The organism is Desulfobacter sp. (genome assembly GCF_050177295.1).
In genome coordinates, this window is sequence record NZ_JBFXHE010000082.1 from 1 (window position 1) to 13,823 (window position 13,823).

12 protein-coding genes are annotated in these 13,823 nt (G+C 51.9%); 10 read left to right on the plus strand and 2 right to left on the minus strand.

Annotated features, from left to right (window positions below; genetic code table 11):
• From AB7U36_RS08310 to AB7U36_RS08340, 7 genes are all read left to right on the plus strand, one after another.
• Positions 1-2,268: response regulator (locus AB7U36_RS08310; RefSeq protein ID WP_428159320.1), on the plus strand; the 2,268-nt coding region annotated here is incomplete at its 5' end.
• 21 nt (positions 2,269-2,289) lie between these two features.
• Positions 2,290-3,210: a GGDEF domain-containing response regulator gene (locus tag AB7U36_RS08315; protein WP_428159321.1), complete on the plus strand. Its 921-nt coding sequence runs from the start codon at positions 2,290-2,292 to the stop codon at positions 3,208-3,210.
• A 49-nt stretch (positions 3,211-3,259) separates the two neighbouring features.
• Positions 3,260-4,174, plus strand: a complete 915-nt coding sequence (locus AB7U36_RS08320) for a radical SAM protein (protein WP_428159322.1) — start codon at positions 3,260-3,262, stop codon at positions 4,172-4,174.
• 78 nt (positions 4,175-4,252) lie between these two features.
• On the plus strand, positions 4,253-4,831 hold the full coding sequence (locus AB7U36_RS08325) for a DNA-3-methyladenine glycosylase I (RefSeq protein ID WP_428159323.1): 579 nt from the start codon (positions 4,253-4,255) through the stop codon (positions 4,829-4,831).
• A 12-nt stretch (positions 4,832-4,843) separates the two neighbouring features.
• The gene (locus AB7U36_RS08330) at positions 4,844-6,397 is read left to right on the plus strand and encodes an NAD(P)H-hydrate dehydratase (RefSeq protein ID WP_428159324.1); all 1,554 of its coding nucleotides are present in this window, start codon (positions 4,844-4,846) and stop codon (positions 6,395-6,397) included.
• A gap of 10 nt (positions 6,398-6,407) precedes the next feature.
• A complete protein-coding gene (gene tsaE, locus AB7U36_RS08335) occupies positions 6,408-6,881 on the plus strand; it encodes a tRNA (adenosine(37)-N6)-threonylcarbamoyltransferase complex ATPase subunit type 1 TsaE (protein ID WP_428159325.1) in 474 nt (157 codons plus the stop codon).
• 38 nt (positions 6,882-6,919) lie between these two features.
• On the plus strand, positions 6,920-8,158 hold the full coding sequence (locus tag AB7U36_RS08340; protein ID WP_428159326.1) for an aspartate kinase: 1,239 nt from the start codon (positions 6,920-6,922) through the stop codon (positions 8,156-8,158).
• A 26-nt stretch (positions 8,159-8,184) separates the two neighbouring features.
• Here AB7U36_RS08340 and pyrF read toward each other — a convergent pair whose 3' ends face one another.
• Complete coding sequence (gene pyrF / locus AB7U36_RS08345; RefSeq protein ID WP_428159327.1) at positions 8,185-8,943, minus strand: orotidine-5'-phosphate decarboxylase; 759 nt, start codon at positions 8,941-8,943, stop codon at positions 8,185-8,187.
• A gap of 100 nt (positions 8,944-9,043) precedes the next feature.
• Between pyrF and AB7U36_RS08350 the strand changes: the two genes are divergently transcribed.
• A complete protein-coding gene (locus AB7U36_RS08350; protein ID WP_428159328.1) occupies positions 9,044-10,096 on the plus strand; it encodes a GGDEF domain-containing protein in 1,053 nt (350 codons plus the stop codon).
• Positions 10,097-10,116: 20 nt separating this feature from the next.
• On the opposite strand, the gene AB7U36_RS08355 is transcribed toward AB7U36_RS08350, so the two are convergent.
• Entirely contained in the window at positions 10,117-11,526 is a 1,410-nt protein-coding gene (locus AB7U36_RS08355; protein ID WP_428159329.1) for a hypothetical protein, read from the minus strand.
• Between the two features lie 209 nt (positions 11,527-11,735).
• Here AB7U36_RS08355 and selA point away from each other — a divergent pair, with 209 nt between their 5' ends.
• On the plus strand, positions 11,736-13,142 hold the full coding sequence (selA, locus tag AB7U36_RS08360; RefSeq protein WP_428159330.1) for an L-seryl-tRNA(Sec) selenium transferase: 1,407 nt from the start codon (positions 11,736-11,738) through the stop codon (positions 13,140-13,142).
• A 10-nt stretch (positions 13,143-13,152) separates the two neighbouring features.
• Positions 13,153-13,823, plus strand: a 671-nt coding sequence (locus AB7U36_RS08365) for a tetratricopeptide repeat protein (RefSeq protein WP_428159331.1), incomplete at its 3' end; no start/stop codon positions are given.

The following is a 13,823-nucleotide window of genomic DNA, read 5'->3' on the forward strand; positions in this document are numbered from 1 at the left end:
GCCCGTCTGGAAAAAGAGATGTCTGAAAAAAAGCGGCAAGCGGCAGAGGCGTCTTCCCAGGCAAAAAGTGAATTTCTGGCCAATATGAGCCATGAGATAAGAACGCCCCTGAATGCCGTTATGGGGCTTACCGGACTGCTTTCACGCACCTCCCTCACGGACAGACAGCAAGAATACCTGCGTAAAATCATTGTTTCTTCCAAAACCCTGCTGGCAGTAATCAATGACATTCTGGATTTTTCCAAAATCGAGGCCGGACGGCTGGACCTTGAGAAGACCGACTTCTCCCTTTATGAGGTCATGGCCGATCTCAGTGAGATGTTTGCATTCAAGGCCTTTGATAAAGACATTGAATTTGCGGTCCATCTGGAAGAGAATGTGCCGTCTGCCCTGGTCGGGGACCCGGTCCGCCTGGGACAGATACTGATTAATCTAACCGGCAATGCCATCAAGTTTACAAACCAGGGGGAGGTTGTGGTCTCGGTTGAAAATACGGCGCCGGCAGAAAACCGCGGAAGTGACAAGGCCTGTCTGAGATTCCTGGTCAGGGATACCGGCGTCGGCATAAACCCGGCAAGAATCAAGAGCATATTCCAGTCCTTTACCCAGGCAGACACCTCCACCACCCGGAAATTCGGCGGCACCGGCCTGGGGCTGGCTATATCCAGCCGGCTGGTCCGGCTCATGGGCGGTACCATAGCGGTTGACAGCCTTCCCGGACAGGGCAGCACCTTTTCTTTTACCGCCAAATTTGACCGACAGCCGCCTGAAAAAGAAATCAAGCCTGACACCCCTATGGATCTTCGCGGACTGCGGGTCCTCATCGTGGACGACAACAAGACCGCCAGGGATATCCTGGCGGATATGATTACCTCCTTTCAAATGGAGGCCGTGACTGCCGGATCAGGAGAAGAGGCCCTTGGGATCCTGTCAAAAGAGAAAAACCTTTTTGACCTGGTCCTCATGGACTGGAAAATGCCGGGAATGAACGGGCTGGAGACGGCCAAGCGCATCAAACGGAAACTTGAAATCCCCAAAATACCCATTATCTGCATGGTTTCAGCCTATGCTCGGGAAGACCTTATCGGGCAGGCGGAAAAATCTTTCCTGGATGCATTTCTCCATAAACCCGTAAATCAGTCCCTGCTGTTTGACAGCATCATGGGGTTATTCGGCCGCAAATCAAGCATGATCACGCCTTCCGTCACGGGCACCCCGAGCCCCGGCCCAGACAAGCAGCTTCATCTGTCAGGGGGAACCGTTCTGCTGGTGGAAGACAACATGATCAACCAGGAGGTGGCCAGGGAGTGGCTGGAAAGCGAGGGCATGATAGTCGAGACAGCGGAAAACGGCCACATTGCTCTGGAAAAGCTCGAAACATCGGTTTATGATATTGTGCTTATGGATATCCAGATGCCTGAGATGGACGGGTTTGAAGCCACGGCAAAAATCCGTGCCCTGGAGCGGTTCCGGGATCTGCCGATCATTGCCATGACCGCCCATGCATTAAAAGGAGACCGTGAGAAATGTATTGGGGCAGGAATGAACGATTACCTGCCCAAGCCCATTGATCCGGAGGCGATGTTTGCCGTATTGGGCAAATGGATCTCACCCGGAAAGGAAAAGGCTGCCGGTGTATCCGTAAAAAAGAAATCTGAAAATAGTATTCTCTCTGACTTTGAATTGCCTGGTATTGAGGTGGACACAGGGCTTTTCAGGTCCAACAACAATGTCAACCTGTATCAAAAATTACTACACTCTTTTCTTTCTGAATACAGGACTGCTGTTGATGATATCGCGTCGGCCCTGGCCGGGGGAGATATGGAAACGGTCCTGCGAAAAGCCCATTCCATAAAGGGTGTAGGCGCCAACCTGGGGGCGATGGAACTCTCCGGGGCTGCCGCTGATGTTGAGGCCGCTGCCAAACAAGGAACACTTGTTCCGGACGCCCCTTCCTGGACCCTGTTTGCGGATAAAATGGGTGTGGTTATAGAAGGTCTGAACAAGGGGCTTCCCGGTATTTTTAGAACACAGAGCGGTAGCGGGGCACAGCCGGAGGATGCTCCGGTTGCGGTTGAAGAATTGACCGAATTGAAACAACTTTTAGATGATGATCTGGATGCGGCAAGAACTCTCCTTGAAAAAATACACCCGGGCTTGGTCTCCCTGGCCGGTGATGAAATGATAAAACAATTGATTGGGTTTATGGATGCCTTTGATTTTGAAAGCGCCCAGGAAAAACTGGACGAAATCATCGAACAGTTTTGAGATACCCAGGAGAAAAATAGTATGACATACAAGAGAAACAGCCGTCAAAAAATTTTATTGGTGGACGATAACAAACAGAACATTGAGATGCTGATGGAGCTTTTCAAGGAGGATTACAAGATCTCTGCGGCCGTAACATCGGAACGGGCCTTGAAAATAGCCCGGGCCGAATCTCCTCCGGACATCATTCTGCTGGATATCCTCATGCCTGACATGGACGGATATCAGATTTGCGAAATTTTGAAGAACGACGAAGAGACCAAGCATATCCCCATCATATTCGTGACTGCGGTTTCCGAGGTTATGGATGAGACCAAAGGATTTGCAGTGGGCGCGCTGGACTACATCACCAAACCCTTTCATCCGCCCACGGTCAAGGCCAGGGTTGAAATACAGTTGAATTTGAAGCGCAAGCAGGATCTGCTGGAAAAATTTGCATTTATCGACGCCCTCACGGAAATTCCCAACCGCCGCCGGTTCGATGAGGTGCTGGAAAAGGAGTGGAACCGGTCCATGCGATCGGAAAAACCCATTGCACTGCTGATTATGGATGTGGATAATTTCAAGCAGTACAATGATAATTACGGCCACGGCAAAGGAGATGTGGTGTTGCGCCGGGTTGCTTCAGCCATCAAAGGCACATTGCAGCGGGCCGGTGATTTTGTTGCCCGCTACGGCGGCGAGGAGTTTGCCGCTGTCCTGCCTTACTGTGATTTGGACCGGGCCATGGATACGGCTGAACAGATCATCCGTGAGGTTGATGACCTTGACATAGCACATGCCTATTCTCCGATTGCCTCTCATTTGACCCTGAGCATCGGGGTGTCGGTGACCGGGGGGGATCCCGGCACTACTCCGCAGACCTTGATCGACGCTGCGGATAAGACGCTTTATGAGGCAAAAGCCGAGGGGAAGCACCGGGCCAAGGGCATGGCTGTTTAGCCTGTCGGCCTGCCTGATTGATCTGTGATCAAATAAAAAGGAGTATACAATGCCAGCCTTTCAACCCGCTTATATTGAAACCCAAAAAAAAGGGCTGCTCCGGGATAAAATCAATACAGCGCGACATCTGTTAAAATCCTGCGAGATTTGTCCCAGAGCGTGTAAAGTCGACCGTTTTTCCGGGGAGTTGGGTGAGTGCTCTACCGGTGAAGAAGCGGTTGTTTCAAGTTTTAACGCCCATTTTGGAGAAGAAGCTCCATTGGTAGGGGCTTTTGGCTCCGGGACCATTTTTTTCACCCACTGCAACCTGAAATGTAATTTTTGCCAGAATTACGATATCAGTCACCAGGGGAACGGAGAGGAGTGTGGGCTCGGGCAGTTGGCTGGCATGATGTTGATCCTGCAGAATAACGGTTGCCATAACATTAATTTTGTGACCCCTACCCATGTGGTGCCACAGATTTTGTCTGCCCTTGATATGGCCATTGACGGGGGATTAAGGATACCCTTGGTATATAACTCCGGCGGATACGACAAGGTGGAGACGTTAAAACTGCTGGAGGGGGTGATCGATATTTATATGCCGGATTTTAAATTTTGGGATCCGGTTATTGCCGGACAGACCTGCAATGCGCCGGATTATCCCAAAGTAGCCGCAAAAGCCGTTGTCGAAATGCATCGGCAGGTTGGGGATCTGCAGCTTGATGAAAATGGTATTGCCACACGGGGGGTACTGGTCAGGCACTTGGTCATGCCTTCCGGGATTGCCGGAACCGGGGAGGTGATGTCATTTATTGCCAACCATGTCTCGAGAAACACCTATGTTAACATCATGGATCAATATAGACCTTGTGGGAAGGCACGCCATGTGAAAGGATTAGAAAATCCTGTTTCTGTGACTGAGTTCAACAAAGCTGTCGAAGAGGCAAAAAACGCGGGGATCAGCCGGTTTGCCGCCTTGTAGAGGCTGATTCTGCCTTTTATGATAAACAAATTGTGATTAACGATAGCGCATTACCCAAACTTATTGTATAGATCTGTCATGAACGATATTAGACGCTGCGGCTGGGTGACCAGCGACCCGTTATATATCCGTTACCATGATACGGAATGGGGAGTGCCGGTCCACGATGACCGTAAAATTTTTGAATTTCTCATTCTGGAAGGGGCCCAGGCAGGATTGTCCTGGCTGACAATTCTCAAGCGCCGTCAGGGATATTGCAATGCATTCTGTGGGTTTGACCCTGAAAGGATCGCCCGGTTCAGCGAAGCCGATATTCAAAAGCGGCTGAAAGACCCCGGCATCATCAGAAACAAACTCAAGGTCCGGTCTGCAGTTACCAATGCCCAGGCGTTTTTAAAAATCCAGGAGGCCTTCGGCACCTTTGACGCCTATGCCTGGCGGTTTGTGGACGGGGCTCCCATCATCAACCACTATACCGGCCAGGACCAGGTGCCGGCGACCTCCAGTCAGTCCGATGCATTTTCAAAGGATTTATGTAAGCGCGGGTTTAAATTTACCGGGTCCACCATCATCTATGCCTACATGCAGGCTACGGGCATGGTGAACGACCACCTGGTGTCCTGCTTCAGATATGAAGAGGTAATGGCCTTAAAATAAGGAAGGCAAATCATGATCATTGTCACCACCGAACAGATGCAGCAGATGGATAAAAACACCATTGAAACCTTTGGCATTCCAGGCCGGGTACTCATGGAAAATGCAGGCCGGGGTGCCTTAGAGATGCTTTCCGACCACTTTGACCTTGAAGGCGTCAGGGTGGCTGTGGTGGCGGGCCGGGGCAACAATGGCGGCGACGGGTTTGTGATGGGACGCTACCTCATGGAGATGGGGGTGAGCGTCAGCTTCTTTCTTTTGTCCACCCGGGACCGGGTCCAGGGTGATGCCAGGGCAAATATGGATCTGGTATTGGATCTTCTGGCCGAGCATTCCCTGTCACAGTTCATTGAAATTCCCGACCAGGAGGCTTTGGAAGCGGCAGCCGAAATCCTGCTGGACCATGACCTGTTTGTGGACGCCATTTTCGGCACAGGACTCAATTCCGATGTCCGGGGCATTTACCGTGATGTGATTGAACGGATCAACGATTCGGGCAAAGCGGTTTTCAGCGTGGACATCCCTTCGGGAATCAATGCCGATACAGGTGCCGTGTGCGGGGTAGCCATCCAGGCAGATGCCACAGCCACCTTTGCCTTTGTCAAGGCAGGGCACATTCTGTACCCGGGCAATTTTCACACCGGTGACCTGGAGGTCATTGACATTGGCATTCCCGGCCACATTGCAAAGGCGCAGTCCCCCCATATTTTTTTGCCCGAACCCCCTGATATTGCAGCCCTGATACCGGCCAGGGATTTCAATGCCCATAAAGGCAGTTTCGGTCATTTGCTGGTACTGGCCGGTTCACCCGGCAAAACCGGGGCCGCGGCATTGTGCGCCAACGCTGCCATGAGAACCGGTGCCGGCCTTGTGACCTTAGGCGTTCCTGAAAAGCTTATGCCCGTCATGGAACTCATGGTCATCGAACCCATGACAGCCGCGCTTGCCCAGACCCCGTCCGGCGGCCTGGATGCCGCAGCCCTGGATGACATTATCACACTTTTGGCAGACAAATCCGCTTTGGCTCTGGGTCCGGGTATGGGTACGGATCCCGGCACCCGGGAACTGATAAAAGCCATTATTTCCATAGTATCCGTACCCATGGTCATTGATGCCGACGGCCTGAACTGCATTGCAAATGATCCTGATATTCTGAATACGGTCAAGGCCCCGGTGATCCTGACCCCCCACCCCGGTGAAATGGCCCGTCTTACGGGGAAATCCACGGCTGATATTCAGCAGAACCGAATGGAAACCGCCCGGAACTTTGCAGAAAAATACAAGGTTATCCTGGTGCTCAAAGGAGCCCAGACCCTTGTGGCCTGCCCGGATGGGGCCGTATTTATCTGTCCCACTGGCAACCCTGGCATGGCCTGCGGCGGCATGGGCGATGTACTCGCCGGCATGATCGCGGCATTCCTGGCCCAGGATCTGCCCCCGGAATCCGCTGCCCTTGCAGGCGTTTATGTTCACGGGCAGTGCGGGGATCTTCTGGCCGAAGACCATGCCCTAGGATTTTCAGCATCAGATATGGTCGCGGGCATTCCCCAAGCTTTAAATAGCATTTAAACGACTTGTTATGAAAGAAATTATATCCCAAAGCCCGGAACAGACCCAGGAGCTGGCCAGGCGCCTGGGCCTGTATATCCGGGAGCAGCAGTTAAGTTGCGCCATGGCCCTGACAGGGAACCTTGGCTGCGGCAAGACCTGTTTTGTCCAGGGCCTTGCCAGGGGGCTGGGCGTGGCGGACGGGTACTATATCACCAGCCCCACCTTTACCATCATGAATGAATATCCGGCAGGCAAAATGCGCCTGTGCCACCTGGACCTGTACCGGCTTTCGGACCCGGACGAGCTGGACTATATCGGCATTGAGGACCAGATGGGACAGGACAGCGTCACCGTGGTGGAATGGCCTGGCCTTCTCATTGAAACCGGCTTTGCATTTGATCTTCACATCCAGTTTGAATTTGATGCCGGCTTTAATAGAAAAATAACCTTTTCCCCGTCTGGACAAGCCGGAATAAATCTGTTAAGCATTCTACCTTTATAATAAATATATTAACAAAAGCTAAAGTTTTGGGAGACACAATGGCGTTACGGGTGCAAAAATTTGGCGGCACATCTGTGGCAGATATCGCAAGGATCTCCAAAGTGGCCGACCGGGTGCAAAAGGCCCATGAAAACAAAGACCAGATGGTGGTGGTGCTTTCAGCCATGGCAGGCGTGACAAATAACCTGATCAGCCTTGCCGGGCAGGTATCCAAAACCCCGGATAAACGGGAACTGGACGTGCTCTTGGCAACCGGAGAGCAGACCACGGCCGCCTTAATGGCCATGATGCTCAAATCAAGAGGGATTAAAGCCAAATCCTTCCTAGGGTTTCAGGCCGGTATCCACACCGATCATATGTCAGGCAAGGCCAGAATCCGGGAGATCGACAGCCAGAACCTGCGTGAGGCCCTGGACGAGGGAAATATCGTCGTGGTGGCAGGGTTCCAGGGTGCGGACGACAACGGGGACATCACCACCCTGGGCCGGGGCGGGTCTGACACCTCGGCCGTTGCCATTGCCGCATCGCTCAAAGCCGATGTCTGTGAAATCTTCACCGACGTGGACGGGGTGTACACAACCGATCCAAGGATCTGCCCCAAAGCCAGGAAAATCAGCAGAATTTCCTATGAAGAAATGCTTGAAATGGCCATTCTGGGAGCAAAGGTCCTCCAGATCAGGTCTGTGGAATTTGCAAAAAAATACAATGTGCCCGTACATGTCCGGTCATCATTCAACGAGGAGGAAGGAACCATGGTTGTCAACGAAAGTGAGGATATGGAAAGCCCGGTGGTGTCCGGCATCACCTGTGACATGAATGAAGCAAGAATCACGTTCAAGCGTGTCCCTGACCAGCCCGGCATCTCTGCCAAGGTTTTTGGGGCCCTTGCCGAAGCCGGCATCTCCGTGGACATGATCATCCAGAACTCCCGCAGCGGCGGTGAAACAGACCCCGGCGGTGAAACAGACCTGACCTTTACCGTGACCAAGGACGATTTTAACCGGGCAATGGAAATTTCCGAAATAGTGGCGGATCAGATCAATGCCGGCGAAATAAGAACCGCCACCGAGATTGCCAAAATATCAGTAATCGGTCTGGGGATGAAAAGCCATTCCGGCGTGGCTGCGGTGATGTTCAAGGCCCTGGCCGAAGAAAACATCAACATCCGCATGATTTCAACCTCTGAAATCCGTATTTCTTGCGTGATCCTGGCCAAATATGCGGAACTGGCTGTGCGGACCCTGCACGCAGCCTTTGGTCTGGACAAAGAACAATAATTAAAAACGAGTCTTTTTCCTATTTTTTAAAGCCGGTCTGTCAGGCTGTCCTTCCCGGCAGAGCCGGACAGACCGGCTTCAATTTCCAGGGCCACCTTTTCAGCGGCCCGGGCCGGGTCGCCAGCATCCCGGATGGGCCGGCCAATAACAATATAATCAGAACCGGCCTGCACAGCCTTCACCGGGGTGACAACCCGTTTCTGGTCATCCCCGGGAGGCAAGTGCCATCGGGGCCTGATCCCCGGCGTAACAGCCAGCCACCCTTTACCCAATTGTGTTTTCAACATGGCGGTTTCCTGCCCTGAGCACACCACACCGGCACATCCGGCGTCCAGGGCCATGCGGGCCCGCAGCAGCACCAGCTTTTCCGGGGCATTGACATATTCATCCTTAAACCCCTGGGCCCGGACCGTATCTGCGTCATTGTCCGTAAGCAGGGTCACGGCAAGCACTTTGGTCTTACCGGCATTTTCAACGGCTGCCCCAAGCATTTCTTGTGAGGACGCGCCGTGGACTGTTACCAGATCCACCCCGAAATCCGCCACCCGGGCCATGGCCCGGCCAACCGTGGCTGAGATATCATGTAGTTTCAAATCCAGAAAAATACCGGCACTGGACATCTTTCTGACCATCGCCACCACAGCCGGACCCTGGCGGATAAACAGTTCAAGGCCTATTTTAAACATACCCACCCGGCCGTCAAGCTGCCGGATATGGGACTGGGCCGCCTCCATGGTGGGAAAATCCAGAGGGAAAATAATATATTCTTTTGCTGTTTTCTGCATGAGCGCCCTTTTCGATCCTATGTTGACATAAATAAAAAATTAAGAGAATCTACCACAAAAGGCCTTTTTTTGCTTTAAAAAAAACACGGAAGGGAACTCAATGCTAGAAAACTTATATCCTGATTCCCTGGAAGCCTCAGGAAGATATCTGCGAATAATTCTCAAAGAGATCTCCGAACTTAAACTTCCTTATACTCCAATTGTATATTCGGTGTGGTATGAGTATGCCTCAGGCCGAAATCCTGAATTGAACAAGGATATCCAGGCAGCCCGGAAGAAAAAAGAATGCATAGACTATCAAAAGGTACTTGAATGGTTCAGGCACTACGTTTCTGACAGGCCATTGCTTGTTACCGAAGAGCAAACCAGAAAAGCGGGAAGCCTTCTTGACGGAATGACCTCCCAGCTTACCGAGGCCGAAAACCGCATGGACCAGCAGGGAGACCAGCTCAGAGCCCATAACGAGCGTTTAAGCAAGGCATCAACCGGATCCGATATTAAAAATATTTCCCAGGATATTGTTTCGGAAACCCGGCGGATCATCGACGGCAATACAGACCTTAAAAATAATGTTCACAACACCATCAGCGACCTTGATGCCCTAAAGCTGGAACTTAGAAAACTGCGGGAAGCGGCAAAAACGGATATGCTCACAGGGATGCTTAACCGCCGCGGTTTTGAGGATGCCATTGCTAAACCCATGAAAGAGGCCCAGGAGGAGACTGCCCCCTTAACCCTGATTATCGCGGACATTGACCTGTTTAAACGAATAAATGATAACTACGGTCATCTTACCGGCGATAATGTGCTCAAACTGCTAGCCAAGCTTTTACAGAAACACATCAAAGGCAAGGATATTGCCGGCAGGTTCGGCGGTGAAGAATTTATCATGGTGCTTCCTGAAACAAAAATGGACGGCGGTTTTATCCTGGCAGAACAAATCCGCACCAGCCTTGAAAAAATGAGATGGCAGTCCAAAAGTTCAGGCAAGGACATCGGGACTATCACCATCTCCTTAGGCGTGGCCCAGTTTGTCCCCGGTGAAGACTTGGACGCCCTGATTGCACGGGCGGACAAGGCCCTTTACGCAGCCAAGGAAAACGGCCGTAACCGCACCGGCACCCACAATGGCAAAGAGGTGGTTCTGCCTTGAAAAGCTGTCACCCTTTGGCATCAAAAAACTTGCCCGTTCCAGTGTGTTGGCCCTTTACCGGGAAGCCTGATCCGGTTAAAAAGACGGTTTGCGTTTCTCAGCCTGTTCCCCGACTTTGACGGTATATTAAAAAGCCTGCGAATCTGTTTTTCCATTTCACGAATCTGAAGCCTCATGTCTTCCAGAAGCGTTTTAGCCTCTGTCTGCCATGTCGGTTCTGTGAACAGTGACGCCTGGGGTTCCAGGGTTCCGGAAACGGTCCGGGACGTGTTCATATTCTGGGACAGGTCTGCCTGGCTGCCTGATCCGGACACCGCTTCAGTTTCCATGGATCGTGCTGCAAGATCAATCTGCTGGATCACGCCCGCAGTGCCGTTTTCAAACAAAAACAGACCCGAGCGCGCCACTTTTCCTGTGAGGGCATTATCCGCATCAGTCAATTCAAATCCGGTGGCGGCATTGCCAAGGTAAACAGCACCAATGCCCGCATCTGCCAGGGAAACCAGCAGGTCATTGCCATCCTCATCCCGGGTCCAGACAGAAAGCTTGGAAAACACGTCATCATTTTCATCAATCCATCCGTTGCCGTCCAGATCATAGGCAGCCAGTTCATCAAAGCCGTTACCCGTGCCCGGGCCAAACAGCTCGGAACCGTTGTTGATAATGCCGTCATTGTTCTTGTCAAAACTCAAAAATCCCGAACCTGATGCGGCAAAGCTGATCTCTTCGGTGGTACCGTCATTGTCCAGGTCAAATTCAAACCGGGTATCGCTCAATGCAGGCACGCCGCCTTCAAGGTTGATGATCAAAGGATCAATCAGGGCCACTTCCTCCTTCCAAGTACTGATCAGTGCCTGCTCCCTTGTTTCGGTCATCGTAGTTCTGTCCATGGCCAGTTCCAGAGAAAAACCGATGGACCTGCCGTCCTCGGTCAATACCTGTCCCTGGGAGGCAAAGGTCATCTGTTCCTGTTCAAAATGACTTGTGGTGCGGTCCAGGGTAATCGTGGTCTTTGCGGACCTAATCTGTCCAGAAGAAAGGCTGTCGGTTCCGGACTGCTGCACAGTTCCCAGAGCTGCAAGACTTAGGGATGAAACCTGTTCCTTAACCACAGTAGAGACCAGCTTTTCCACCATCTCCTGCTGGGAGAAATTAACCGCTTCATTTTCGTCGGCAACCCAGACACTGGACTGTGATGACAAAGAATGGCTATATTCAGTACTGGTTTCCCGGATGGCAGCCCCGGAAATACTGACCCGGTCCACCATTACCAGGGGCAGGCTGGCGGCGATTTCGGATACTGCACGATTGCGCGTTGATGACAAGATGCCCGCAGTCGTTGTTCTTGATGATGTTTTCTCCTTGAGCGTATCCTCTTGTTCAAGCATATAAAAGGACGACACGCCCACACTGCTTTGTAATATCTTCATGATCCCTCCTTTGATCCGGTGAATTTTTCTGAAAACAAACCAGGTTAAGGGGTGAATCGGCATCAGAAACTTAAAACTTTACCCGGGTCCGAATTATAGTTTTTTATAAATGTCCGATCCGATAGATTAGGGTTGAATCCTTTCAGGAATTAATGATAATTAAGGATATTTTGATGAAAATCATCATCTGTATTTTTATTTAATGAACTATGAAACAGTCAATGCCGGATAAACAGTTACAATTAAAATCCCTGCCCGGCGTGGATCATATTCTGACCCTTGCCGAAACAGATGACCGGTTTATACGGGTGCCGCGCAGCCTTGTACTTGAATCCGTACGAAGGGCCATTGACGATACCCGCACACAACTACTTGAACACAGGCCCGTAATCGTCAGTGATGAAGCAATAATAAAGCAGGCGGCCCTGATTGCTGCCCAAAAAATGAAAAACCGGCTCACCCCTTTGATCAACGCCACAGGCGTGGTCCTGCACACCAACCTTGGCAGGGCACTGCTATGCCGGGATGCCCTGGATCATATCATGGCGGTCTCATCCTCGTATTCCAATCTTGAGTTCAATCTTGCAACGGGCAAGCGCGGCAGCCGCTATGAAGCAATTGAAGCGCTGATCTGCGAGTTGACAGGGGCCCAAGCAGCCATGGCTGTAAACAACAATGCCGGTGCCGTGCTGCTGGCCTTAAACACCCTTGCCCAGGGACGCCAGGTCATTGTTTCAAGGGGAGAGCTGGTGGAGATCGGCGGTGCCTTCCGGGTACCGGACGTAATGATAAAAAGCGGGTGCATCTTAAAGGAAGTGGGAACCACCAACCGCACCCACCCCCATGATTACATCCTTGCCATAACCGAAGAGACAGGGCTTTTGCTCAAGGTTCACACGTCCAATTATAAAATTGAGGGTTTCACCACATCGGTTTGCCTCAAGGAGCTGGCGGGCATTGGAAAGTCCCATGGCATTCCAGTGATGGAAGACTTGGGCTCGGGCACGCTGATTGATTTCAGCGCATTCGGGCTGCCTTCCGAACCCCCGGTTTTTGAACAGGTGGCCTCGGGTGCCGACGTGATCACCTTCAGCGGAGACAAACTTTTAGGCGGTCCCCAGGCAGGCATTATTGTCGGCACAAAACAGTGCCTGGACCAGATCAAGGCCAACCCGCTGGCCCGGGCCCTGCGCATTGACAAAATGACCCTGGCGGGCCTGGAAGCAACGCTCAGGCTTTATCGGGACACCCGGGTAGCTGTTGAAAAGCTCCCCACCCTGAGAATGCTGACCCTGCCCTATGAACAGATCTGCCAGGATGCAGACCGTCTGTTATCACTGGTCACAGAGGCTGCGGGGGACCGGGCCGAACTCGCCCTGGCAGATATGGCGTCCAGGCCGGGCGGCGGCTCCTATCCCGGGCTGACCCTGCCCACCCGGTGCCTGACCATCCGGCCCAAAACCATGTCCGTAACAGCCCTGGACAAAAAACTGCGGGCCTTTGATCCGCCCGTGGTGGGGCGTATTGAGGACGATTGGTTCATCATTGACCCCAGAACGCTTCAACCCGGACAGGACAAGATCCTTGCCAACATCCTCAAAAAATTAATGAATTAATAGATTAATTATGATATTAAAATTTGTTGCAAAAGAGATCCAGTTTTTAAAAACTGCCGGGGATGCCCCAGACCTAAGCCCCCCGGAAGTTTACTATTCGGACCTGCTTATCCAGCCCTCAAAGGCGTTTGAGGTTTTTTCCCGGCGTATAGCCGATACCTGCGCATCCCAAAAGACGTTTACCACGGCAGCCATACAGATTAATCCGGCAGCACCGAAAGAGACCATTGATGCGGCCAATGATGTGTTTGACGCCTGCTTTCATTCGGTGCTTGATGAAAAGAGAGGCATCTGGGAATGCCTGGACCCGTTTACTGCCATCTTTGTGTTCTGGGATTATAAAACTGCTTCCGAGGGTAATAAACTGCTTGACCTGCTCAATGAAAAGATATCCCAGGCCCTGAATGCCAAACTGATCATGGGAACAATTTGCTTCCCCTTTCATGATTTCCCGGTTGAAGAGATGGCGGGTTGCGCGCTCAAAGCCCTGGACCATGCAGCCTTTTTCGGTCCCGGCCATGCTGTTGAGTTTGACGGCCTGTCCCTGAACATCAGTGGCGACAGACTGTTCCAGCTCAACCATATTGATGCAGCCATCACCGAATACGAAAAAGGCCTTTCCATTGCCCCGACCAATATCAACCTGCTCAACAGCCTGGGCGTGGCCTTTGGGGTGGACGC

Bases quoted from the DNA above. Each gene is read 5' to 3' on its own strand.
- selA (WP_428159330.1), top strand. From the start codon at position 11,736: ATGAAACAGTCAATGCCGGATAAACAGTTACAATTAAAATCCCTGCCC.
- pyrF (WP_428159327.1), bottom strand. From the start codon at position 8,943: ATGCAGAAAACAGCAAAAGAATATATTATTTTCCCTCTGGATTTTCCC.
- AB7U36_RS08330 (WP_428159324.1), top strand. From the start codon at position 4,844: ATGATCATTGTCACCACCGAACAGATGCAGCAGATGGATAAAAACACC.
- tsaE (WP_428159325.1), top strand. From the start codon at position 6,408: ATGAAAGAAATTATATCCCAAAGCCCGGAACAGACCCAGGAGCTGGCC.
- AB7U36_RS08340 (WP_428159326.1), top strand. From the start codon at position 6,920: ATGGCGTTACGGGTGCAAAAATTTGGCGGCACATCTGTGGCAGATATC.
- AB7U36_RS08350 (WP_428159328.1), top strand. From the start codon at position 9,044: ATGCTAGAAAACTTATATCCTGATTCCCTGGAAGCCTCAGGAAGATAT.
- AB7U36_RS08355 (WP_428159329.1), bottom strand. From the start codon at position 11,526: ATGAAGATATTACAAAGCAGTGTGGGCGTGTCGTCCTTTTATATGCTT.
- AB7U36_RS08315 (WP_428159321.1), top strand. From the start codon at position 2,290: ATGACATACAAGAGAAACAGCCGTCAAAAAATTTTATTGGTGGACGAT.
- AB7U36_RS08320 (WP_428159322.1), top strand. From the start codon at position 3,260: ATGCCAGCCTTTCAACCCGCTTATATTGAAACCCAAAAAAAAGGGCTG.
- AB7U36_RS08325 (WP_428159323.1), top strand. From the start codon at position 4,253: ATGAACGATATTAGACGCTGCGGCTGGGTGACCAGCGACCCGTTATAT.